A 24,208-nucleotide genomic window follows, 5' to 3' on the forward strand; every position below is an offset into this window, starting at 1 on the left:
CCTTTACTGTTTTCTTTTATTGCACAGTTGATGATTTAGCGCATGCTCTTGCACCAAACGGACTTTTTATCCTGAACAAAAATCAGGTAAGATACAACGCAATGACCCCTGCCTGCGCGGTAGCGGTAAAAAATTTAAAAAATGTTGCGCTAATCATTAGCAAGAAAACCGAGATAAACATGGAAAAGAAAATACTATTGACCGATTGCCCAGATAGCAAAGGTCTGATTGCACAAATTACTAATATTTGTCAAAAGCATCAGTTAAACATCGTCAAGAATAACGAGTTCGTAGATCATCAATATGGTCGTTTTTTTATGCGCACAGAAGTAGAGGGTTATTTTAATGATGAAACCTTACTTGCTGACTTAGATTACAGCTTACCTAAGGGCTCACATCGTTCACTTATTTCAGCAAGAAAAAAACGAATTGTAATCTTAGTAACAAAAGAAGCACACTGTATTGGTGATATTTTAATGAAGAGTACCTATGGTGGTATCGATGTTGAAATTGCAGCAGTTATTGGTAACCATAGCGTACTAGAAGATTTGGTGAGCAAGTTTAATATCCCTTATCATACAGTGAGCCATGAAGGTTTAACACGCGAAGAACACGAACAAAAAATGTTAGATACTATTGCTCCTTACACGCCTGATTATGTTATTTTAGCTAAGTATATTCGTATATTGACGCCTAATTTTGTAGAGCAATACGAAAACAAAATTATTAACATTCATCACTCATTTTTACCTGCTTTTATCGGTGCTAAGCCTTATCAGCAAGCATTCGATCGCGGTGTAAAAATCATTGGTGCGACTGCGCATTTTGTTAATAACGCACTCGATGAAGGACCTATTATCACTCAAGATGTCGCACATATTGACCATGCTTACAGCGCGGCTGACTTAGCAAAAGCAGGTCGTGATGTTGAGCGCTCAGTCTTAAGCCGAGCACTACAACAAGTACTTGATGATAAAGTTTTTGTTTATGCAAACCGTACCGTTGTATTCAAGTAATACGGTAATTTTTCAGTTTATTTTGTATAAAAATAAGGGAAATGTAGCGTATTACCTTACACTTGCTTTGCAATCAATACCGGATAGCGCTAGTATTGCCTGAAATAACTTGTTATTCATCACAAAATGGGAATTAAAAATGAAAAAATTACTTATAGCTTCAACTCTATTAGCTTCAACAGCAGCTTTTGCAGAAGAAGCACCGGTTATGTTTTCTACAATCGATTTTAATGCACCAGCTGCAGAATCAGTTAAAGGCGCTCGCTTAACGGTATTACACGGCAAGGTTGATGAGCTAACAGGCGTAGATTTTGCTCTCTTGGGAATGTCAGAAACAAACAAGACAACAGGTGTTAACTTAGGTATTTGGGGTGCTGCAAAAGTAAACCAAGATATGACAGGTGCATCATTAGGTCTGTTCAACTGGATACCAGGACAAACTACAGGTTTAAACCTGGGTACAGTTAATATCACTGGCGATGTTAAAGGCGCAAACCTTGGTTTTGTAAACTATTCAGAAGGTAACACCGTTTTTGACTGGGCTGCGGTTAGTGTTTCAGATTCATCAACGGTTCAACTAGGTTTTGTTAACGTTACTAAAGAGATACGTGGCGTTCAGATCGGTATTTTAAACTGTGCAGACAATGGTTTCTTTAAATGTTTCCCAATTGTTAACTTTGCAAAGTAATTTCAATAAAAGAGAAATATACTGATAGTTGCACTTGAAAAAAGCCCCATTAATTTGATTAATGGGGCTTTTTATTTTAACAATTTAATTACCATCTTAAACATTAAAATTTACTGCCGGTAAGCATTCAAAACCAGGTTTGGCAAAGTAATATCCTTGCATTAATTCAACGCCCGCTTTTTTTAACCATAAATACTCTTCATGGGTTTCTATCCCCTCAGCTAACGCCGTTATGTCTAAATCGTCGAAAATCCTCAAAGAGTGACCAATAATTGATTGCCTTGTAATATCTGCATCAATATTACGAATTAATGCCATATCAAGCTTTACAATATCTGTTTGAAAATCAGCTAATAAATTAAGCCCAGAATAACCAGAGCCAAAATCATCTATGGCCGTTTTAAATCCCATCGATTGGTAACACGCGACAATATTCTTTACATGCTCACAGTCTTCAATTTTTTCAACCTCAGTAAATTCAAACATAATCCTTGATGCTGGGAATTGATGTTTTTTAGCGGCATCAAGTGTTGTTCTGATACAACGCTCAGGTTTATAAATTGCATTGGGTAAGAAGTTGATACTTAACATTGCATTAATTTCTAGCTTTGCAGCTAAAGCAATCGCTTTGACACGACAGAGTTGATCAAAAAGATAACGATTTTCATCATTTACTTGTGAAATAATTGAATATGCTGATTCATTATTTAGGCCTCTGACTAAGGCTTCATAACCAAAAATATTGTTACTTTTACAGTTAACAATTGGCTGAAATGCCATTGTGAAATCAAAGTCTAGCGTTTGAGTATCCTTGCAGTTGTCACAAAATTTTCTACTACAGTCGAACTCACTCTGTTCCATTATTATCAGGCCTAAGGTTTGTATTAGTAAAATAAGGTTAGTTAGTCCCGTAAATTAACGCAACCAACAAGTAAGGGCTACACGACATATTTTGAAAACTATCGAAAAACGCGACGCATTGATAAATTTACTAACGAGGAATAAAGTGAATATTTTCCCCTTCTGCAGTTAAAATAGAAACCTGCTCAGGTTTACCGTCACTATCAAGGCGTAACTCTCCTATCGCACTTTTATTGACCAATTTATTGTGATTAACACCATTATGATCTCGTTTAGAAATTAATAAATTTTTTCGCTTAGTTAACCAGTTTAATGGTGAATGAGGGCTGTAAAGGATCCTATCCAAAAAGTCACACACTCGCAGTAATGCATTCGGAAATTCATTTTTGAATCCACTACAGGTAATTTGATAGATATCGGGACTAGATTTACTGTGGCGTAATTTAATGTCATAAGCAAAGGAGTAATGCACGTCACCTGATAAAATAACAAAATTTTGCGGTGTTTTAGGATGGGTGAGAATATTTAATAGCGTATTTGCTGAGCCTGCATGCGCCATCCAGTTTTCAGCATCTATAACTAAAGGTTGGCCAAGTACCGTCATTGCCTTTTGTAAAGCTTCTATAAACTTAACACCAAAAACAGGAGCAGCAGAAACAATGATAATCGCCTCTTGCTCAATTAATTCATGTTGTAAATCCAATAGCGCTTCCCAATCCATCAGCCCTGAAGGTTTATTGGTATTTGACTCAGATCTCCAACGACGAGTTCGTGTATCTAAGACAACCACTTTGGGTGTTGTAGCAATACTATAATGCCATTGTTCAAAGCGTTGTAGTTGCCACATCAAGTCGCAATGCTGTTGATGCTGATAGTCACTATATAGTTCACGGAAATGACCTATAAACTCATCATCAAACTGTTCGGGGTTATTTCCCCAACCTTGACACAAAAAGTAACTCATTAATCCATTACCAATAACCTGGGAAGCTAATGGGTGACCATTCACAGCATTTTCCCAGCCTATGGTTAAATTCCAATCATCGGTGATATCATGATCATCAAAAATCATATAGGTAGGAAGGTGTGCAAATAATTGTTGCACTTCTACTAACCCTTCAACAAATTGTTCAATAATCGGCTTCTCTTTTTGCCATCGCTGTTGCCATTTGCTATTCAGATCAGGCACTGTCTCTGGGAGTGTCACACACTCCCAAAGCGTTGGCGACCAAACCAACAGATACATAACAAAAAACTCAGCAAAGGTGATAAGGTGATTTTGGTGTTCGCTCGCGCTAAAAATAGGGCGTGAACGATACAGGTTAACCCGTGACAAGAAATTAGTCGTATCAGTGTAATGAGGTAAAATTTTATCGCGATGATACAAGTTGTAGGCATCGTTATAAAGTGCCGAACAATGACTGAGTTTATCATCAGGCAAATGTTCCTCAAATAAGCCTAACTGTTTAATAATCTGCTGAATTGCCACCAGCATTGGCCCAGCAACATCATCTGCGTATATCTGATCACCGCTCATCATCAACATGCTTGGACGATCTATAATCTCACTTTTTTTCAATTTTTGATTGGCGACCACTAAACTATCTTTACTAGGATAGTGCGGGTTTCGACAAGAGCCATGCAATATATAGTCAGCCTGATCTTTAATAATCAAAGAAAACTGGTCATTTCCTGGGTAAAGAAGCTCAGGTAATAAACGCGATAATGTGCCATGTTGCGTCGAGATATCGTAATAAATAACACTATTGAGTGGAAACGTTTGTTCGCATTGTAATAAATAAACCCATGCATGTTTACCTAACTGAATGCCCTGATTATCATTGATTTCAAAGTCATATTTATCCTGACCACAATTAAAAGTCGTATATCCTTCAAGGCGCTCTGAAGTGGTGAGCCATATACTAATCTGGCTAGCACTGACTTTTCTTATTATTGGTCCAGCTAGAATTAAAGGTAAGCTCTGTTTCATTAATGCAAAAAACTCCTAACGGTAATAACGGGTTAAAATGGCTTATCTGTTCGTTGAAGCTTTAAAAAAGGAATCACCATTTACGTCTGCCTTTCTCTGAATTGACTCATTTTTCTGGGCAAAGTTTAGAGCTCAGACTTAATTCAATTGGTAAAAAGCGGGATAAAACATCGACAATGACATAATATACCCTATCATTTTGGCATAGAATGTCTCAAAAAATTAGTTAAAACTAAGCACTAGGTCGTTAACTTAGGGGTTAAAAAGTTATTCGCTATGGTGTGTATGTTATTAGCAGTCACCCTACTTGATACTATCAAATCGCTTAATGGTCTGCTTTTTCACTTTCTGATAGTTGATACGTTAGTAAAGCTTGTGCTGTTGTAATGCCTAAGCAGGTATTGTTGTAGTTATTAATAATGATCACATCTGAGGGGTGCTGCGCAAAAAAATGTAGCGCTTTTTCGATGGGGGCATCAATGTGTAAACAGAAAAAATCTTTTCGCATAATTTGATGCGCACGCTTACTTAAGGTAAGCAAATCTCTTTTTTGTTCTCCTTTAGTGCCAATATAAGGACTGACAGCCGCATGATAATCCTCACGGCATAATACTCCCGCACACTGTTTATTATCGAGAATAATAAAATGTTGATCCTCACAATTTTCAAAACGCTTTTTAATGCTTGAAAGGCGCTCATCAAACTCAACGACCGTAAACTCTTTACAACAAATATCACGCAGTGTCGGTTGATAGATCTCATAAACACTCGTTGCAAGCGTTTCAGAATAGGGTGTGATTGGCGACGCTAATAACGTCTCTAAGCTCATAGGACGACTAAATAGGTATCCCTGTAATAAATCGACCTTTGCTCGAGACAGTAACCTAAAGTCGTCAACTGTTTCAACGCCCTCTGCAATTACTTTTGCCCCCATTTTATGGGCAAGTTTGCAGAGCATTTCAATCATTGTATATTCATTACTCTCTAAGGTTAAACCAGTAACAAATGAGCGATCAATCTTGATATAATCTACCGATAAATTGTGCAGGTAAGCAAAGGAAGAGTAACCAGTACCAAAGTCATCAATAGCAACCTTAGCCCCCTGTTTTTGAAGTGCTTCAACCCATTGCTTTTGTTGATCAAAATTATCAAAAACAGCTGACTCAGTTAACTCTATCGTTACTTTGCTAAGATCTGCCTTAGAATCAAGTAAAATAGCAATCGTGTCCTGTAAGCAACAATGAGTGACTCTGTCGTTAGCTAACGAACGATTAATCGCCATAGCAATGTTATCATTCTGATAATGTTGTTGAATTTTAGGCAAAGAGGCCAAAGCTACTTTAGTCACCATGGCATCAATTTCATCAATCCAATTATAGGTTTCAGCAATGCCAATAAGCTCTTGCGTATCGTAATCTAAATCAGTATCTAAATTGATTCGAAATAGAGCTTCAAATTCTTCAATTTGCAACGATGGGATCGCAACAATAGGCTGATAGTAAACCTCTACTTTCTTTTCTTTTAGCGCATTTTTTAATAAGCTAGCCAGTACTTGGTTGCGATCAAAACGTTTAGATAATCGAGGGTCAAAATAATATACTGATGAGTAATCCTTAGCAGGGTTTGCAATTAATGTTTGCATACTATGCGCGATCAACTGTGCAGGCTTTTTAGCATCAACAGAGAGAATGGAAACACCAATATTCACACTCGAAAAAAGATCAAAGCCACTTTCATCAAAACCATCACTAAATATTTTTAATAAATTTCGTAATAAGCCGTCTATTTTATCGGGGTTTTTATCTTCAGCCCAGAAAATAGAATATATCCCTTTGCTAATTTCCCCCAATGTACCTTGTTGTTTTGAAAGTTGAAACCGCTGCAATATCAACCAACTTTCCGTAAACTCACTTATTTTTTGTAACCATTTAATTTTAAAAGTGGCAACCACAATAGTCTGGTCGCTACTCAGCGTTTTAAAAGCTTTTTGTAATGCTTGTACATAACTATCTTTATCAGGCACATTTGAAGGGTGATCTCCGGGTGCTTGGAGATCTAACTGTGATGAAGGGATGTCTAGTTTGACGCTACTAGCAAAGTAAAAATGACAACCATCTTCCATATCAAAACGCTGTAAGCGCATATCGCGCGCATATACTTCCCCTTGCTTATTTTTTGCTAGTAGCTCCCCGCGCCAATGCTTAGTGGTATCAACGGTCTCCCATAGTTTTGCATAAAATTCTGGCTCATATTGACCAGATTTGATGATTCGAGTGCTTTGGCCTACCAACTCATGCTCTTTATAACCCGTTTCAGCACAGAAAGTTTTATTAGCCATAACTACACGGTGATCACTGGTTGCTAACATACGTGCATTATCTGCTTGTAAAAAAACCTCTTTTAAAAACTTACTTTCCAAATCAATACTTGGGAAAGGTTGCACATAACAAAGTGATCCTTCAACAATATGAGGATTAGATTCATTTAAGAAAATTGAAAAATCTACAATATAACGATGCTCAGCGCTATTAATTAATGTTTGAGTATCAAAGCGTGTTTGAGAAGCAATAACCTCTTTAAAGGCTTGACTGATAACGCTTGCTTGATGCGATTCAAAGCGACTAAAAAATTGCCCTAATGATATTTTTTTAGTCGCTTCAAAACCTAAAAAGGGAGGTAGCAAAGGATCACAATTAAATATCTTGTTCGATAAATTGAACTGCCAAGTAAACTGTTGGCCTGATTTAAATGTACTAGCTAATTGCATAAAGAGAAGATTCCCATTTTAGTTATCGTATTTTCTTTTAAGGGTAATACATCTATCCTATCTAGCTCTGCAATTATCATTTTACTCGCTTAACTTTCTAGCTAGATCACCTTCTTATCACATAAAAATATAGCACGGGTTCATATTGTCAAACTCTTCCATAAAAGATTTATTAAAATAGTAATATAAACCCGTAATTTAATATTCAGAACGATTACTAATCCGCATAAGCATTTGATCTAAATTGATTGTTAAAACAATAGATAATGACGTTGCCTTCCATCGTATTAGCGAGCAATTACGCAATCATGCGCTCCTCTCTGCATTATTTTTCATCAACAAGATCTGCTCACAATAAGATGTGTAATGGTATAAGTACAATGGGGGGGAATAGGTGAGCTATAGGAAAAGGTAAAAGGGGAAATCCCCCGTATATCATACCTCTACGCGTTTGATATTTTTAAATTCGCTTATCACCCCAATAAACAGCGAATGCGCGATTTAAGTAAATCGGCAGCAATACGGTTTTTGCCACCACGCGGAACGATCAGATCAGCATGTTGCTTGGAAGGCTCAATAAACTGCAGGAACATTGGGCGCACCGTCGCGGTGTATTGTTCAATAACCGATTCCATACTTCGACCACGCTCTTCAATATCACGTTTTAGGCGACGCATTAAACAGATATCAAGTGGTGTATCTATAAAAATACTTGCATCTAGCTGCTCACGAACACTGGCATCAGTTAGAAGCAATATTCCTTCTAAAATAATAATTTTCTTTGGAGATAACTTTATTGTTTCATTTAAACGGGTATGTTCAGTGTAACTATAAACAGGAATATCTACCGACTGCTTATTTTTAAGTGCTTTTAAATGATCGCAAAGCAGATCATGATCAAACGCTTTAGGGTGATCATAATTCGTTAAAACACGTTGCTCCATTGAAAGGTGCGATTGATTTTTGTAATAGGCATCTTCGGAGACAATACCTATCTGCTCAGTGCCAAGCTCTGCACACAACTCATTGTAAATAGTATTTGCAATCAGACTTTTACCAGATGCAGATGCTCCTGCAATCGCAATAATCACACAATCTTTAGTATTCAATTTACATCTACCTTATTTTATTCGTTGTTCAGATCTGGCTAAAGCCCGCATTGTACATGATTAACAATAAAGTGTAGTCGTGCAGTAAAAATTTGACGAAAAACTTATCTTTATCATAGAGGTGCGCAAATCAATAAGGGCACTCCGCTTCCTGCTGTTTGAACATTGTTGTTGCTTGAACTCTCATTGCTATCACTTATAATCGCGCTTTACCTATTTGATAAGCAAAAGAGAACACTTGTGGAACTACTAAAAATTGACTGCCTAGGAAAAATGCTTCGCCTTGAGGGCTCTATGGCCGGTTGGCAACAGCTCTATTGGGGTGACACCGTTGTTGCAGTGAAACATGCTAGTGCAGATAATGAAGGCCCTTATCGTCATGAGTTTGAATTAGTCAGTCAAATCCCACAAAGTACAGAAACTAAGACAACCACTATTCGTCTTGAAATTGACCTGCAATGGCAACCTTTTAACTTAAAATACCAACTATTTAATGGGCAAGAGTTGCTTACAGAAGGTAGCCGAAATACTAAAGATATAGAACAACAAGTTCCAGTTACTCCCGTTGAAGTTCAACGTAAAATTAGTTTAGTCGGCATTGCCTCACTGGGCTTTAAACTACTCAAAAGCGCAAAAGTGATTAAAGTGGTGCTCGCAGGAGCGAGTGTGGCTGCATATTCATGGCTATTTTCTTTACAATTTGCACTCGCCCTAATCGCTTGTTTGGTGTTTCACGAGTATGGCCATATTAAAGCGATGAAACATTTTGGAATGAAAACCAAGGGTATTTATCTGATCCCATTTATGGGTGGATTGGCAATGAGTGATGAAAAAATCAATACTCGTTGGCAAGATGTTGTTATCTCTATCATGGGCCCCTGTTTTGGATTGTTCATGTCGGTTGCATCGCTGATTGCCTATTGGCTGACTGGTGAGTCATTTTTTGCTGGTCTAGCGGCTTTCAATGCACTACTTAACCTATTTAACTTATTACCAATTTTACCTCTTGATGGTGGCCATATTCTTAAAAGTATCAGCTTTTCTATGAATAGCACAACTGGGCTTTTCGCGTGTATTGCAGGGGCAGGAATTGGGGTGTATTTAAGCTATAGTTTAGGCTTAGCCTTACTAGGTTTTCTGTTATTAATCGGTAGCCTTGAGATAGTCTTTGAATGGAAAACACGACATCAAAGCCATTTATTACCGCTAGACAGATACGGACAAATTTTTTCCGCGCTATGGTATTTTTTGACTGTCGGTGCCTTAATTGCAATTATCTGGTACTTCGCAAGTAGTGGTGATGAGATATTGGCTTTACCGCTTAAAATCCTGCAAAGTTAGTGACGATGACAGTGTTGAGTTTATTGTTACAAAATTAAATAGAAAAAATACAGCTAAAATTATGAGCATTGTTATGTAGGCTCAATAGCCTCTAAGAATTGTATCGTTACTTGCTTTACAGATAGGAATCTTTTATGAATTATCGCCTACTTCTTCTCTCATTTTTCGCAATGTTATTGTTTGCATGCTCAGATAAAAATCAACAAGCGACGATTGAACATGGCTCTCTACAAGTACGCGATAGAATCGTCGATCATGCAGACCCTCTTGCCAAGCAGTACCATGAAGAGGTGAAACCAGTGCTTGAAAACCGCTGTGTGGTTTGCCACGCCTGCTATGATGCACCTTGCCAATTAAAACTTTCATCGCCAGAAGGAATAGACAGAGGTTTTTCTCCTGAGCTTGTGTATGGCACGCGTTTTAAAGAAACCGACCCGATGCGTTTATTTATCGATGCACAAACAACACAACAGTGGCGAGAAAAAGGTTATAAGGGTGTATTAAACGAGCGCGATCAATCTCCACAAGCCAATCTTGAGCAAAGTGTTCTTTATCATCTGCTTGAACTAAAAAAGAATAACCCACTTCCTCAAACAGAAACGCTCTCAGGGAAAGACTTTGATTTTGCGCTTAATCGCGAGCAAACCTGCCCAGATATGAGCAATATTGATGATTATAAGCAACAACAGCCTTTAGCTGGTATGCCTTACGGTTTACCAGGGCTTGATAATAATGAGTTCAACACATTAAAGTCTTGGCTTGAAAAGGGCTCTCCAATGGCACAACCTCTCCCACTTAGTGCCAGCGTAGAACAACGCATCATAGAGTGGGAAAACATCTTTAATCAGCAAGATAAAAAATCTAAACTTATCAATCGTTACCTTTATGAACACCTTTTCCTCGGACACCTGTATTTCTCGGAGGAGCCTTTTTCAGATTCACAAGGGCCAGTCTTTTTCAATTTAGTGCGTTCATCGACTCCACCCGGTGAAGCAATACAAGTGATCCCTTCAAGACGCCCCTATGATGATCCAGAAGTGCAAACATTCTATTATCGACTAAGGCAATACACTGGCACTATTGTTAATAAAACCCATATGCCCTATGCCTTAAATGCACAAAGGTTACAACGCTGGAATGAACTCTTTTATGACGCGCCTTTTAGCGTTGATACCCTACCAGGGTATCAAAATGGTAGTAATCCATTTAAGAACTTTGTGTCACTTCCTACAGCTTCGCGCCATCAATTTCTATTAGATGAAGCACAGTACACCATCATGGGCTTTATCAAAGGCCCTGTCTGTCGAGGACAAACCGCATTAGATGTTATTCAAGATAAATTTTGGGTGTTTTTTACTTCACCTGAAACACTGCATTCAAAAAAATACAGCCAGTTTATTTTCGAACAAGCTGATAACTTAGAGCTCCCCTCAGATTACAGTGCAACGAACTTTGCCATCACCTCTTGGTACAAATATGCCAAAAGAGAGAAAGCCTTTATTAATGCGGAAAAACAAGTTCTTGGGCAGGTAAAGGGTAAAAACTTACAACAGTATATTGGCATCGATAAATTATGGTCAGGGAGTGATAACGCTAGTTTAACGATATTTCGACATTTCGATAGCGCAGAAGTCGTGAAAGGACTACAAGGGGAAGCGCCCAAAAATGCATGGGTCATTAACTACCCTTCTTTAGAGCGTATTCACTACTTATTGGTTGCTGGCTACGATGTGTTTGGCTCTATCAAGCATCAATTGATCACCCGCTTATACATGGACTTTCTGAGAATTGAGAGTGAAATGGCATTTCTTATCCTATTACCAGCAGAAGATCGTAAAGCTGAGCTCGATTATTGGTATACCGATGCAACCTCAGATTTAAAAACATTTATCCATGATAACGACATCATTTTTTCTCAGAAAAATAATATCGTCTATCAAAGCAAAGATGCGAAAAAAGCGCTTTTTTCGATGCTAAAGGAGCAGTATAAAACCGCTAAACAGTACAACTTAGATGTGTATGATGAGCCATTAGCCTCCTTAAACAGATTGCCAAGCCCTGCTATTCAACAACTCCCACAGGTGAGTATGATCATGGTTCAGAATCAGCAAGGTGAACATTCAGTTTATAGTTTGCTACGTCATAATGAACGAACCAATGTCTCTACTTTATTAAAAGAACATAAAACACGCTTACCAGAGCAAGACAAAGCAGAAATTTTTAAAGGGGTATTAAGCAGTTATCCGCAGGTTATTTTCAGTATAGAGGAGACACAGTTAGACACCTTTATTAGCCAATTACAACAGGTAGAAAATAATTCCCAATATCAGCAATTCCTAACGGGCTTTGCAATTAGACGTACCGATCCTGATTTTTGGAAAGTCAGCGATCAATTACATCAAACCTTTCAACAGAAAAATCCTATCGAATATGGCCTATTCGATTATAACCGCCTCGAGAACCGATAACTTATATGGCTAAGAACATACAGAGCAACAATAAAAAACTATCTATAAAAGGGATCACCTGCTTCCTTTTCATCTATTTGTTAAGCGCACAAAGCGTTGCAACAACACAATGGAAATGGAGCGATTTGATTCCTGATAATACGCAACAAGCGAGTAACCCCTTTGCCAACTTTACCTCTATCCAACGCTACGATCTTTTGATTATCAGTAATCTACAACGTTCTCCACACAATGAGAAATTACAGAAAGAATCACAGATTTCATTACAACGGTTTAAAGATGCGGGTATCGATATTTTACCGCTAATCAAAAAACAACAAAAAACGGCAAAAGCACGACAAACAGCGGCAAAAATGGTCAATAAAGCACGCTTAGGTGAACAGGGTAAATTAGCCGGTTACCTTGTTCCTTTACAATTGTCGGGGGAAAAAATCACTCAATTTTTATTGGTTCCTACCGCAGGAGCCTGCATACATAGCCCTCCACCACCAGCGAATCAAATAATTTTGGTTGATTTTCCTAGCGGTTTTGAAATGGTTGGTTTATATACTCCCATTTGGGTTGAAGGAACGCTACACGCCGAAAGTAACCTTCCTAACGTACAGCTTTCCGATGGCGAGTTAGCAGTGAATACGGCTTATATGATGCAAGCTAAAAAGGTTCGTTTATACAATTAGACCTTAAGCCCCTTTTAAATGCCCAGCATGAAAAATTAAGTGCTCATCGATAAAGCTACTGATAAAAAAGTAACTATGATCGTATCCAGACTGCATCCTTAGTAGTAAGTCAGCATTATTTTCCTTAGCGGCTTTCACTAATAATTCAGGGTGAAGCTGGGTCGATAAAAACGAATCATCTTCACCTTGGTCAACCAAAATAGGCAAGCTAGCACCCGTTTTGATTAACGTTACAGCATCGTAAGCAAGCCAATCCTGCTGATCATCACCAAGGTAATGCGTAAATGCTTTTATTCCCCATGGGCAACCTATTGGATGACATATAGGACTAAAAGCAGAAATTGAACGATAACTTTGTTGGTTTTTTAAACCTAATGTTAAAGCGCCATGTCCGCCCATGCTATGCCCAGCGATCGATTTTTGTGCACTAACTGGAAAATGTTTCTCAATTAATTGTGGTAACTCTTGGCTAATATAATCCGCCATTTGATAATGCTTACTCCAAGGTAATTGGGTGGCATTAACATAAAAACCAGCCCCTAAGCCAAGATCATAATCACCATTCTTATCATCAGGAACGCCATCACCACGCGGGCTAGTATCTGGGCAAACAATCGCAATGCCCAGCTCGGCTGCTTTTTTAAACGCTCCCGCTTTTTGCATGAAGTTTTGGTCATCACAGGTCAATCCCGATAACCAATACAATACCGGCACAGGGTTCTCTTCGCTGGCATTCGGCGGTAAAAAAAGAGCAAATTGCATTCGACAATTTACCGTTTGAGCATCATGTTGATACTGCTGATGCAACCCCTCTGCAACTTTATTCTGGCTAATACGTTGTAAGTTCATAAAAATTCCTATGCCCCTTAACTGAAAGTTAAAGGGCTAATAAACCGCTATTTATGCGAATTTCTGCGTTATTCTGCGTTAAATTGATAATGGCGTTCCCATTAACCAGCATTAAGGTTATTTAGCAAAGTGAATCACACTACGGATACTTTTCCCTTCATGCATCAAATCAAAAGCCTCATTAATCTTCTCAAGCGCCATAGTATGAGTAATAAAGTCATCTAATGCGAACTCACCCGCCATGTATCGATTAACAATATCAGGTAACTCCGAGCGGCCTTTTACGCCACCAAAGGCAGTGCCTCGCCATACACGACCAGTCACTAACTGAAATGGTCGCGTTGAAATCTCTTGACCAGCCCCCGCAACACCGATAATAACTGACTCGCCCCACCCCTTATGGCAACACTCTAGCGCAGAACGCATCACATCGACATTACCGATACATTCAAAGGAGTATTCCACGCCACCATCAGTCATTTCTACAATGACATCTTGAATAGGACGGTCGTAATCTTGCGGATTAATACAATCTGTTGCACCTAACTTTTTCGCCAGTTCATATTTACTTTCATTAATATCAATACCAATAATTCGATTTGCCCCCGCCATTTTAGCGCCAATAATCGCAGATAAACCGATTCCGCCTAAGCCAAAAATAGCAATGTTATCGCCCTTTTCTACCTTAGCCGTATTTAATACCGCCCCCATGCCCGTTGTGACACCACAGCCTAATAAACAGACCTCTTCAAGTGGTGCTTCTGGGTTGACTTTAGCAAGCGATATTTCTGGTAACACCGTATATTCAGAAAAAGTTGAACACCCCATATAATGATAAATTGGCAGCCCATCTTTATAAAAACGAGTAGTCCCATCAGGCATTAACCCCTTACCTTGGGTCTCTCGTACTGCACTACAAAGGTTTGTTTTACCCGATTTGCAGAACTTACATTCACCACATTCAGCGGTATACAGTGGAATAACATGATCGCCCACGGCAACGCTGGAAACACCTTCACCAACTTGTTCAACAATACCACCACCTTCATGGCCTAATATTGTTGGAAATACACCTTCAGGATCTTCACCTGACAACGTAAAAGCATCAGTATGACAAACACCACTCGCCACAATTCGCACTAACACTTCACCTTTGCGCGGTAACATCACATCGACTTCCTCTACCGTTAAAGGTTGATTAGGTCCCCAAGCGATGGCGGCTTTAGATTTGATAAACTTATCTGTCATTGTGACTCCTTTTGAATTGTTTTTTATAACCTTCATTGCGAATAATCAAAGCGATATAACACCGCTATTTTCGAAAACTTAGACGTTAAATATCCTACAACTAAACCGTTTTGTGAAAATAATTGGCATAGAATTACGCAAACTGACACTACGGTGTAGAAAATTTAACTGTTTGATTTAAATAAATAATATCGCTGACATCAATCTGAATTGAGGTTAAATAATGGGTAGCGACGCTCTTCGCGTAAATTCCGTCGCTAAATGTAACATCTAAATTTAATTTCTCTGCTACATAATAAGCGCGACGCTTAAGCCCACTAACTATAGGCAAAAACTTGAAACTAAACACGCGCTTTATTATACGAGGGTCAGTAAAAAACAGTTCAGTGCTTTTGGGGATAAAAAGTGACTCGCAAAAATAACTCACATTATAAGAAGGTTTTTATATGACCGACGACATGTGGCTACCACTGCAACCGATTAGCAACAATGGTTTGCTCTTTTTGCAAGGGTAAATCCCCGTTGTAAAACCATACTTCAATCAGATACTGAGATTGATCATTTAATGCCATAAAAGATTGCTGAAACTGACCATTATTCAACTCACCCGCTAAAATTCGACTTGAAGCCTTTGCATAAAACTGTCCGCTATCAAGCTCTGTATAATCGCTATACACCGATAAATAGGCACGTGAAGCACTTCGTTGCTGAGATGCCAATAACGATTGTAGATCAACACTTACCTGTACCTGTTGTTTACTACTAAAACTAAAGCTGTCATCCGCCTGTAAATCATTCATTTTCATCACAGCAGGCTCTAGAGTTGGCGTTATTTGTAATAAGGTTTGCCCAACAACCAGTGGCTTTGAATCACTACTTGTCACTAGCGTAGCAGGCTCGGTAATATTCTGCACCGCGCTACCTGATCCACCTGAACCACCACAAGCGGCTAAAGTTGTGACAATAGCGAAAGCGAAAATTTTATCTATTTTACTATTCATAAGTCCTCCTAAAATTAAAATAAGTGTGAAGCGTTAGCTAGCGTGGATTTGAACCAGGTACTATTTTGAACGCCGTTACTCTCAACAAAAAATTGAAACGCAGGATAAGCAAGCAGCAGCGGAGTGCGTTCCATTGGCCACTGCCATGGCTCTGTGATCTCTAATGCCCAAGGTAAGTTATTGCGGTTTCGAAAATAACGCCCGATTAATGGATCACTGCTATCATCAGCTAAACCATAAAAGTCAGTATTAAATTTGTCTGTTGGCGCGCGATCAACTAAATGAATCTCAAGCCCTCTTCCTGGGTGGCTAGTAAATATATCACCATGATATAAGCCCTCTGTGGCGAAAATAAATGGATCATAGGGCGCGTTAAGTATGTCTAAATCAATGGCATTTATAAGAGGAATACTTAATTCAAAATCGAATTGTTGCGCTTGTTTACAACCTTGCTCAGTGCGGTGATATTGGCAAACTGTATCTACTTGCTTCCAGAGATCTTGGCTAATCATTAATACTGCATTACGGTTACCTGACTCTAAAATAGGGTAAGTGGTTGCACCATTAGTCCCGCTATATTGCTGTTGCACATTATTATGTAACAAGCGCAAACTCTGCTGATTAATATTATCGCTAGCAACATCAGGTAGTTGCACAGCAAAGCCATTGTGGTAATCCCCCCCTAACGCCTGTAGTTCACCAATAATGTCGATACGAACAATTTGGCCATCACGTATCACTTCTACCGTGCGATAATGCATAACTACATCATTCATATCGTAATCATCACTTGCGGGCCACTGATCTTCGTAGGCCAAAGTCACCCAGCTATTGGCACTTGGGTAATAACGGTAACTGATACCAGATTCACTTATCGTCACAGGATGATCTTCTACTTCACCAGAATTACTACCACCAAAATAATTCAAACCCGCTTGCTCGCTAAAACGAAAGCGGCTCCAAGTGTTGCCCGCGACCGCATCATCAGGAACACGAAGCGAAATAATATTTACCCCCTCCTGCAACGCCATATCAATTAAAGTATGTTCATTTGAGTCTGCAAAGTCGCCATCACCATTCCAGTCAAACCATGCACTTAAAATACCTTCACGTGATGCATAAACGGTGATCACTGAATCTAAGCCTACCTCTAAGGCTGTCACAAAATTAACACCGTCTTCATCATCAAGGCTCAATACATTAACGATGCTACTATCATCCGAGTCTGCGCCTGTATAACCATCGTAATCACCATCAGGAGCACTCAGTCCTAAATAGGTTTGATTGTCTAGCAGGTGGCGAGGGCCATTATCAGCCAGGAGTGTCGCATAGCTTGCTGGCGCATCACCAAAATCAATCGTAGAGGGGGTATCTTCATCTATCAGTGGTGCAGAAGCACAACGTGCACCATCATTTTGACTTGAACTTGGACCATCAGCAAAATGAATAGCAGTTACATCTAGCTCACTGATTTGCGAATGCTCTGTTTCACTATTAAGCATCGACAAATCAATTCGATATATTTTCCCATCCTGATTACGTGATAAATAAAAATAACCATTTACATCAAAGTACATCGCACCAAAAGTCCCCTTTTCACCACTGTCTCCAAGTAAGCTAAAGGCACCTGTTTCAGGGTTAATTTGATATAAATCACCGCTGCCATTATCAACACCATAAAGCATCATATCGTTAGGATGAAAAGCAATGTCTGTGAGATTAACCGATGCGTTTGCAGTAATTAACTGCGCAGTTAAAGAAGCATTAATATCATTATCTAAAGGGGTTAAATCGATACGGTATAAACCGACATTTTTACGGTATAAATAGTAATAATGGTTAGCAATATCACCAACAAAAAAAGAGGTAGAAGCAGGTAAGCCTGTCACATTAAGCGCTGTTGCTTGATAATCACCATCTAATCTCACCACAGTTAAATCACTGGTATTAAAACCGTATAAATATCTATCCTGTTCATCAAAACCAAGGCCATTAATATTAGCATCTACACCTGAATCATCTTCAATTAACGCAAAACTCCCCGTCACTAAATTAACACCATAGGTGGATACAGGGTTTCCTTGAAAAAGGAATGCTTTACTTGGACAAGTGCTAAATGGCGAGGCATAAACAGACTGAATACTCAGCAGTAACGGTAGTAACGCTGCCGTGCCCAGCCTGTGTAGTGAACAACACATCAAACGGTGAATAAATGATGGTGCTTGATATTGCTGATTTAAGTCCATAGTGACTCTCCTTGATTAAATAAATGCAATCTTATTTTCTGCGTAATCAGTAGAAGAGAGTCAATTGTTGTGCCAAGCACAATTTTTTTTAAAAACAATACTAGTGAGCCCTTAGTTCACAAGGAGTGCAACATAAAAATCAGTATTAACAATTCAATATTTTCACGAATTAAAGTGATATAACGGCGCCCTTATTTGCATTTTGCAACGCGAACTGCGTAATGTTTCGCATTTTATCTACAGATGCAGTTATGTAATACCAATGCAATTTATAAAGTGATCTCGTATTGCGGAGGAAAAATTTAAACTACCAGGGAGTGAGTTGTAGAAATTAGTTGTTCTCTCTTCAGGGCTCACAACGCAGGTAGCGTAAATTTTAACAAGTAAGACAGATCACCTTTAACTCTTTTGCTATAAGCCCTCATTCAAAGCCTTTCCTGTCGGCATCAAACTTGCAGTGTTTCATGACAACACCGATACGAGATAACAGCATTGATAATAGTGCGGGAGGGAATGATGGAAAACAATATAATCTGGTTACTGCTCGATAGCAGTAAAGGCGGGGGGATTGAGTCACATGTGATGCAACTTGCTGAAGGTTTACAACAGCATGGAGAGCAGGTTGAAGTGGTTTTTTTGAGCAACTACGGTAAGCACCCGATGCATGATGCATTGCTAAAACAAGGTATTAATAGCCGTACCTTAGATGGATCATTTAGCATGTTAACGCGCACCTTAAAAAACACGCGTCCTCGTGTTGTCCATACTCATGGTTATAAAGCAGGTATTTTAGGTCGGCTCGCTGCATGGATGAACTCTATTGCTTGTATTAGTACCTTCCACGCGGGGGAAATAGCGACTGGTAAACTGGCCCTTTATGATTGGCTAGATAGAATCAGCGCCGGCTTAGCAGATCATCGGTTTGCGGTCAGTCCGCAAATAGCCTCTCGCTTACCCGCTAAAACCTCCCTGTTTAAGAACTTTGTAAATAACCATAACCTTACGACTTCCCAAGGAAATCAAATTGCTTTTGTCGGTCGGGTCAGTGCAGAAAAAGGACCCGATCATTTTGCGGCACTCGCAACGACCTTTGCCAACACACGCTTACATTTGTACGGTGATGGCCCAGAGTTAGCTTCACTACAAGCGCACTGCCCAAGTAACTTGATACTTCATGGACAACAAGATGATATGTCTAAAGTATGGCCTAAAATCGGATTACTAGTGATGCCATCTCGCTACGAAGGATTACCAATGGCGGCGCTTGAAGCGATGGCAAGAGGTATTCCTGTGGTTGCTTTTAATGTTGGCGCATTTGATACTTTGATTGAACATCAGTGCAATGGCTGGTTAGTGGAACCGGGTAATTTAAGCGAGTTAGCAAAGTATATTCATCAATGGCAACAAGCTAGTCCGCAGCATAAACACTTTGTACAGCTAGCATGCCAGCAAACTATTGCATCACAATATTGTAGCGATGTCGCCATTCCAGATCTGATCGAAAATTATCACATGGTAGCCACAGCAAATTAACACTAACTATAAGCTACAACAATACAATGATAAACGATAAGCCCAAACACAGTGGTGCAATGGTTGGGTATAATAAAAACGCTTCAATCGCACCACGCAGCTCGTGCAAACGACTAATAATACCAATTCCGCTAATATAGTGATCAAATATTACGCAGGAAAAAGGAGTTAGTGCAAGGCGAAATTTGATGCAAATGGTTGTTCCCTTTATGAAATTTTTAACGCTGAAATAGCTTCTTTTAACCAGTTAGATTGATCCACTATTTAGTGGATTTGGTATAATAATCACATCTATATCTGTCCTATTTATTTCGGTGACTACTCTCCCATTGCAAAGTGCAATGCAAGATAATAATCGTATCCATTAAAACCTGATTCACCACCAACAAAAAACAAAACAACTTAATAGTATCAGCAACTTAAAAAAATGGCTTAACCTTTGCAGTATTCCTAACTACAACCCCAAACGCGAAATTAATAGCGAGGAATATCACCATGAAAACAGTTAATCACGAGACGCAAGTGCAAACTATTCTCTTCACTCATTATGGTGATAATTGGATCCGTGGTAGTGAACGATGTTTACTTGACCTGTTAAAGCACCTTGATAAAACCTGCTTTAAACCGTTGTTGTGGTGCAATCAGCCAATAATGGAAAGCGAAGCAAAAGCACTTGGAATAGAAGTCGTTTGCACCCCTTTTCCACTTTTATTTGGCTGGCAAGCACCTCGCTTTGATCTACAAAGCTTTTACAATCTAATTAAACAAGCAGAGCAATTAATCAAACAACACGACATTAAGTTAATTCATGCAAACAGTGCAGCACCTTGCCAATGGTTAAATTTTGTGGCCAAAAAATGTGCCGTTCCTCTACTTTGCCAACTGCACACGCTCTATCAACTCCGTGACCGACTCACCCTTGGTTTATATCAAACCGACATGGTAGTGGGAGTAAGCCAGTATGTTGTTGCGCCTTTATACAAAGATAAAAAGCCTCATCAGCAGCTGAAAGTAATTGCAAATGGTATTGATACACAAAGGTTACTTTCACAGCCAGAAGTAAACCTTCGTGCTACTGGTAATGTACGTATCGGTGATTTTGTGATCGCCACGGTTGGTTCATTAATCAAACGTAAAGGTGTCGATAGACTTATTAATAGTATTGCCATATTAATTAAGAAACAGATCCCCGTTCATTTAGTTGTAATCGGTAATGGCCCTGAACTTGAAAATTTAAATAGGCAGATCAAGGCACTTAATTTACAGCGACACATCACCCTGCTTGGCGAATGTGAAAATGCCCACGGTATTTTACGAGGTAGTGCCGACCTGTTTGTTTCAGGTGCGCGTGAAGAGGCCTTTGGCTTAGTCTTTGCTGAAGCGAGCCTTGCAGGACTTGCAATTGTTGCCCCTAATATCGGGGGGATTAGTGAAGTTGTACAGCAGCAAAAAAATGGTATTTTAATTACCGATTCAACCGATAAACATTTTATATGCACTCTGGCAGAAACAGTTGAATTACTTTATTTTTCACCTATTCGCTGCAATGCTATTGGTAAAAATGGTCAACAACATATTCTAAAAAACTTTACCATCGAGCAAAATTGCAAAAAATTCAGCGACCTATACCAACAATTATTAACGAATAAAACAGTACAAGTATCCAGATCTGAGCAACTACTCGGTGCAGGAATGCAAATAAGGAGCATTGGCATCGCTTTGCTCAATGCCTATCGCCGAGCCCATCAAGCAGTAAACGATAACCCTTTCAGTAGTGATGCACCTAATAACAAGACAATATCGAACACTGGCGGAGGATTACTCCATGAAAAATAAACATCACCTTATTATTATTGACCCAACGGCTTTTGCGGGTGGCTCAAAAGTAGCCACCGAAAATATTTTAGCTTTGCTCAATAAAGACAACATTCGCATTACAGTCTTAACTGCAGATAACAGCTCGTGGCAACACGCAAACATTCGACGTGTCTCGCTAAATGAGCCCTCTTGGTTAGCTCAACAAGAGCAAGGTATTGCTTATTTTTTTCGCCATGCTTTTATTGCTTTAATGCTACTGATAACACGTATACGGTTTGGACATATAGATATCGCACTCGGCGCGTCAGGGCCCGGTGTGGATTTAGCACTTTACCTGTTAAGACCAGTGCTAAAATTTCCCATTATTCAATTGATCCATGGCCCTGTTGCGCCCTCACGAACAATCGCACGCTGTTTAAAAGTGGCACATCAAGTTCATTACCTGCAAACATCAGCGCCCTCTTTGCTACTTGCCCTAAATACACTTAATAACGCACAAGAAACACTACCGAGCCACTTTCAACTTTTACAAAATGGCTTGTCAACACAACATTGGCCAACAGCTTGTCAGCAGCATTCAGCCTCTATTTTTTGGGCAGCATCATTATTAAAGTGGAAAGGTTTGGAGCAGTTGCTCGGCGCATTACAGTTAATGCCAGAGGAAAGGCGCCCGACAACACACATTTGTTACATAAAGCCACAGGGATTACAGCTACCGATCAGCGAGGCACCTATAAAAATACCTAAGATTAACTGGTATGAAAATCCACGCAAATTAGACAGCATTCGCGCTAGCGCTAATATTTTTGTGTCCACCAGCATCAACGAACCCTTCGGTTTATCTATTTTAGAAGCCTTAGCGGCCGGGCAAGCGGTCGTTATTCCAAAAGATGGTGCGTACTGGGACCAACAGCTACAACACAACGTAAACTGTATTAAATACCAAACGAATGATGAACATGATCTTAAAGAGGCATTACAAAAGCTCAGTAGCGATCTTCATTTAATACGCCGATTAGGTGCGCAAGCGAAACACGTCGCACTGCAATATCGTGCAGAACAACAATATCGCCCCGTCATTAACGGCATTGAAAACGCTCTTTTAAAGTACCCGGCAAGTAACAGATTAACAGGGAGCGTATAATGAAGATTTTGACTCATAAACTTTCGCCTGCCATGCAACAGGGTATGCTTTACGGCGCCAGCATCGCGTTAATGAAAGGCACATCATTATTAATGCTTCCTTTTATTGCCAATCATATTACAGCAGACCAATTTGGTCGCTTAGAGGTGATCAGCACCTTAGCAGTTATCGGCAGTATTTTAGTTGGTATGGGTCTTGAAGATACACTATTTCGCTTTGCTGGAACGGAAAAATGCACTCATAAACGCGCCAAAATAAGTGCAGAAATATTTACGTTAACGCTTTTAATTGGTTTATTAACGCTACTAGTTAGTTGGTTTGTTGCCCCTCTATTAAGCCCTGTTTTTCCAGGAGGAGCGACAGTTTATGAATTACGTTTAGTCCTTTCCGTTTTAGCCTTAGAGGGTTGCATTGCTATACCACTAGGTTGGTTGCGTATGAACAATCATGCCTTCTCTTTCTTTTTTGCCAGCACTGCTCGAGCCTTACTACAAGCCTTTTTAGTTGTTGTTTTCCTATATTTTGAGCGTGGTGTAAGTGGTATTTTAGAGGCAAGTTTGATTGCAACCGTGGCGCAAATGTTATTCTTAACAGTATTGCAACTACGTGATACAGGAATAAGATTTAATATTGCCACTTGTAAACGGGCATTTATCTATAGCTTACCTATTGTAGCGAGTGGGCTGGTCGCCTTTGCGCTTAACGGAATGGATCGATGGGTACTGGCAGAGCAAACCAGTTTAGCCGACGTCGCACAATTTGCGATTGCAGCTAAGTTTGCTTTAGCAATGGTACTGTTAATGCAGCCCTTTGGCATGTGGTGGTCACCACGTAGATTTAGTGTATTAAATACAGAAAATGGTAAACAAAAAGTATCCCATTATATCGCCATCGGTTGCGTTATCGCACTGCTCATCACAGTGAGTGTCGCTATTATTTCACCGCCACTAATTACGACTCTCTTACCTGCAAGCTATCAACAAGCGACGTATTATGTGGTGGCAATTACCATAATCATGTTATTAAAGGAACTTGTAGAGCTGTTTAATATTGGTTGCTTTAATGGTGAGACTACATCCAGCCAATTAATCATTAACCTTATCGGGGCAATCGTAGGCATGACAAGCATGCTTTATTTAGCGCCGATTTATCAAGTATGGGGGGTGATATTGGCACTATTGTTAGCACAATCATTACGTTTACTCATGTTTTATTACGTTAGCCAGTATTTTTTAACCCTCAACTATCCAATCCGCGCTCTATTGTCATTAAGTATTGCGAGTGCGTTATGGTTAATCGTGGCATCACAGATACAAAACCTAGCACAGGGTTTAGGGCAATCAATCATACTGTTAATTGTAGCAACCAGCAGTTTGCTATGGTTTGCACAACGCTTAGGTCTAATTAACTTAAACCACACTATGCTCACTCGAGTGACTCAATAATGTATTG

General features: G+C 39.4%; 18 protein-coding genes. 10 read left to right on the forward strand and 8 right to left on the reverse strand.

The window, feature by feature from the left end:
- Positions 1-112: 112 nt before the first annotated feature.
- The 3 genes from CW745_RS16885 (at position 113) to CW745_RS03220 (ending at position 1,704) form a co-directional block, all read left to right on the forward strand.
- Positions 113-160, forward strand: coding sequence for an SEC-C metal-binding domain-containing protein (locus tag CW745_RS16885; RefSeq protein WP_238596725.1), 48 nt, complete (start codon positions 113-115; stop codon positions 158-160).
- Between the two features lie 19 nt (positions 161-179).
- On the forward strand, positions 180-1,016 hold the full coding sequence (purU, locus tag CW745_RS03215; protein ID WP_101107912.1) for a formyltetrahydrofolate deformylase: 837 nt from the start codon (positions 180-182) through the stop codon (positions 1,014-1,016).
- 139 nt (positions 1,017-1,155) lie between these two features.
- Positions 1,156-1,704, forward strand: coding sequence for a phaC PHA synthase (locus CW745_RS03220; protein WP_101107093.1), 549 nt, complete (start codon positions 1,156-1,158; stop codon positions 1,702-1,704).
- 96 nt (positions 1,705-1,800) lie between these two features.
- On the opposite strand, the gene CW745_RS03225 is transcribed toward CW745_RS03220, so the two are convergent.
- From CW745_RS03225 to udk, 4 genes are all read right to left on the reverse strand, one after another.
- Positions 1,801-2,565: an EAL domain-containing protein gene (locus tag CW745_RS03225; protein WP_101107094.1), complete on the reverse strand. Its 765-nt coding sequence runs from the start codon at positions 2,563-2,565 to the stop codon at positions 1,801-1,803.
- 130 nt (positions 2,566-2,695) lie between these two features.
- Positions 2,696-4,555 carry an alkaline phosphatase D family protein gene (locus CW745_RS03230; protein ID WP_101107095.1) on the reverse strand — a complete coding sequence of 620 codons (1,860 nt, stop codon included), beginning with the start codon at positions 4,553-4,555 and terminating at the stop codon, positions 2,696-2,698.
- Between the two features lie 325 nt (positions 4,556-4,880).
- Positions 4,881-7,322 (reverse strand): EAL domain-containing protein, encoded by a 2,442-nt coding sequence (locus CW745_RS03235; protein WP_101107096.1) that lies wholly within the window; start codon positions 7,320-7,322, stop codon positions 4,881-4,883.
- Between the two features lie 473 nt (positions 7,323-7,795).
- Positions 7,796-8,431: a uridine kinase gene (gene udk, locus CW745_RS03240; protein ID WP_101107097.1), complete on the reverse strand. Its 636-nt coding sequence runs from the start codon at positions 8,429-8,431 to the stop codon at positions 7,796-7,798.
- A 273-nt stretch (positions 8,432-8,704) separates the two neighbouring features.
- On the opposite strand from udk, the gene CW745_RS03245 reads away from it, so the two are divergent.
- The 3 genes from CW745_RS03245 (at position 8,705) to CW745_RS03255 (ending at position 12,917) form a co-directional block, all read left to right on the forward strand.
- Positions 8,705-9,772, forward strand: a complete 1,068-nt coding sequence (locus tag CW745_RS03245) for a site-2 protease family protein (RefSeq protein WP_193755553.1) — start codon at positions 8,705-8,707, stop codon at positions 9,770-9,772.
- Positions 9,773-9,906: 134 nt separating this feature from the next.
- Positions 9,907-12,240, forward strand: a complete 2,334-nt coding sequence (locus tag CW745_RS03250; protein ID WP_101107099.1) for a fatty acid cis/trans isomerase — start codon at positions 9,907-9,909, stop codon at positions 12,238-12,240.
- A 5-nt stretch (positions 12,241-12,245) separates the two neighbouring features.
- Positions 12,246-12,917 carry a DUF3299 domain-containing protein gene (locus CW745_RS03255; RefSeq protein WP_101107100.1) on the forward strand — a complete coding sequence of 224 codons (672 nt, stop codon included), beginning with the start codon at positions 12,246-12,248 and terminating at the stop codon, positions 12,915-12,917.
- Between the two features lie 3 nt (positions 12,918-12,920).
- Here the strand turns inward: CW745_RS03255 and fghA are convergent, their stop codons facing one another.
- From fghA to CW745_RS03275, 4 genes are all read right to left on the reverse strand, one after another.
- A complete protein-coding gene (gene fghA, locus CW745_RS03260; RefSeq protein ID WP_101107101.1) occupies positions 12,921-13,766 on the reverse strand; it encodes an S-formylglutathione hydrolase in 846 nt (281 codons plus the stop codon).
- Between the two features lie 117 nt (positions 13,767-13,883).
- Positions 13,884-15,014, reverse strand: a complete 1,131-nt coding sequence (locus tag CW745_RS03265; RefSeq protein WP_101107102.1) for an S-(hydroxymethyl)glutathione dehydrogenase/class III alcohol dehydrogenase — start codon at positions 15,012-15,014, stop codon at positions 13,884-13,886.
- 464 nt (positions 15,015-15,478) lie between these two features.
- Positions 15,479-16,015 (reverse strand): hypothetical protein, encoded by a 537-nt coding sequence (locus tag CW745_RS03270; RefSeq protein WP_101107103.1) that lies wholly within the window; start codon positions 16,013-16,015, stop codon positions 15,479-15,481.
- A gap of 14 nt (positions 16,016-16,029) precedes the next feature.
- The gene (locus tag CW745_RS03275; RefSeq protein ID WP_101107104.1) at positions 16,030-18,261 is read right to left on the reverse strand and encodes an LruC domain-containing protein; all 2,232 of its coding nucleotides are present in this window, start codon (positions 18,259-18,261) and stop codon (positions 16,030-16,032) included.
- A gap of 516 nt (positions 18,262-18,777) precedes the next feature.
- On the opposite strand from CW745_RS03275, the gene CW745_RS03280 reads away from it, so the two are divergent.
- The 4 genes from CW745_RS03280 to CW745_RS03295 all read left to right on the forward strand — a co-directional run bounded on the left by CW745_RS03280 (position 18,778) and on the right by CW745_RS03295 (position 24,201).
- On the forward strand, positions 18,778-19,794 hold the full coding sequence (locus CW745_RS03280) for a glycosyltransferase family 4 protein (RefSeq protein ID WP_202973146.1): 1,017 nt from the start codon (positions 18,778-18,780) through the stop codon (positions 19,792-19,794).
- A 495-nt stretch (positions 19,795-20,289) separates the two neighbouring features.
- On the forward strand, positions 20,290-21,630 hold the full coding sequence (locus CW745_RS03285) for a glycosyltransferase family 4 protein (RefSeq protein WP_101107106.1): 1,341 nt from the start codon (positions 20,290-20,292) through the stop codon (positions 21,628-21,630).
- Positions 21,620-22,756, forward strand: a complete 1,137-nt coding sequence (locus CW745_RS03290) for a glycosyltransferase family 4 protein (protein WP_101107107.1) — start codon at positions 21,620-21,622, stop codon at positions 22,754-22,756. Before CW745_RS03285 ends, CW745_RS03290 begins: the two co-directional genes overlap by 11 nt.
- The gene (locus CW745_RS03295) at positions 22,756-24,201 is read left to right on the forward strand and encodes an oligosaccharide flippase family protein (RefSeq protein WP_101107108.1); all 1,446 of its coding nucleotides are present in this window, start codon (positions 22,756-22,758) and stop codon (positions 24,199-24,201) included. Before CW745_RS03290 ends, CW745_RS03295 begins: the two co-directional genes overlap by 1 nt.
- Positions 24,202-24,208 lie beyond the last annotated feature (7 nt).

Source organism: Psychromonas sp. psych-6C06, from assembly GCF_002835465.1.
Classification (GTDB): Bacteria; Pseudomonadota; Gammaproteobacteria; order Enterobacterales; family Psychromonadaceae; genus Psychromonas.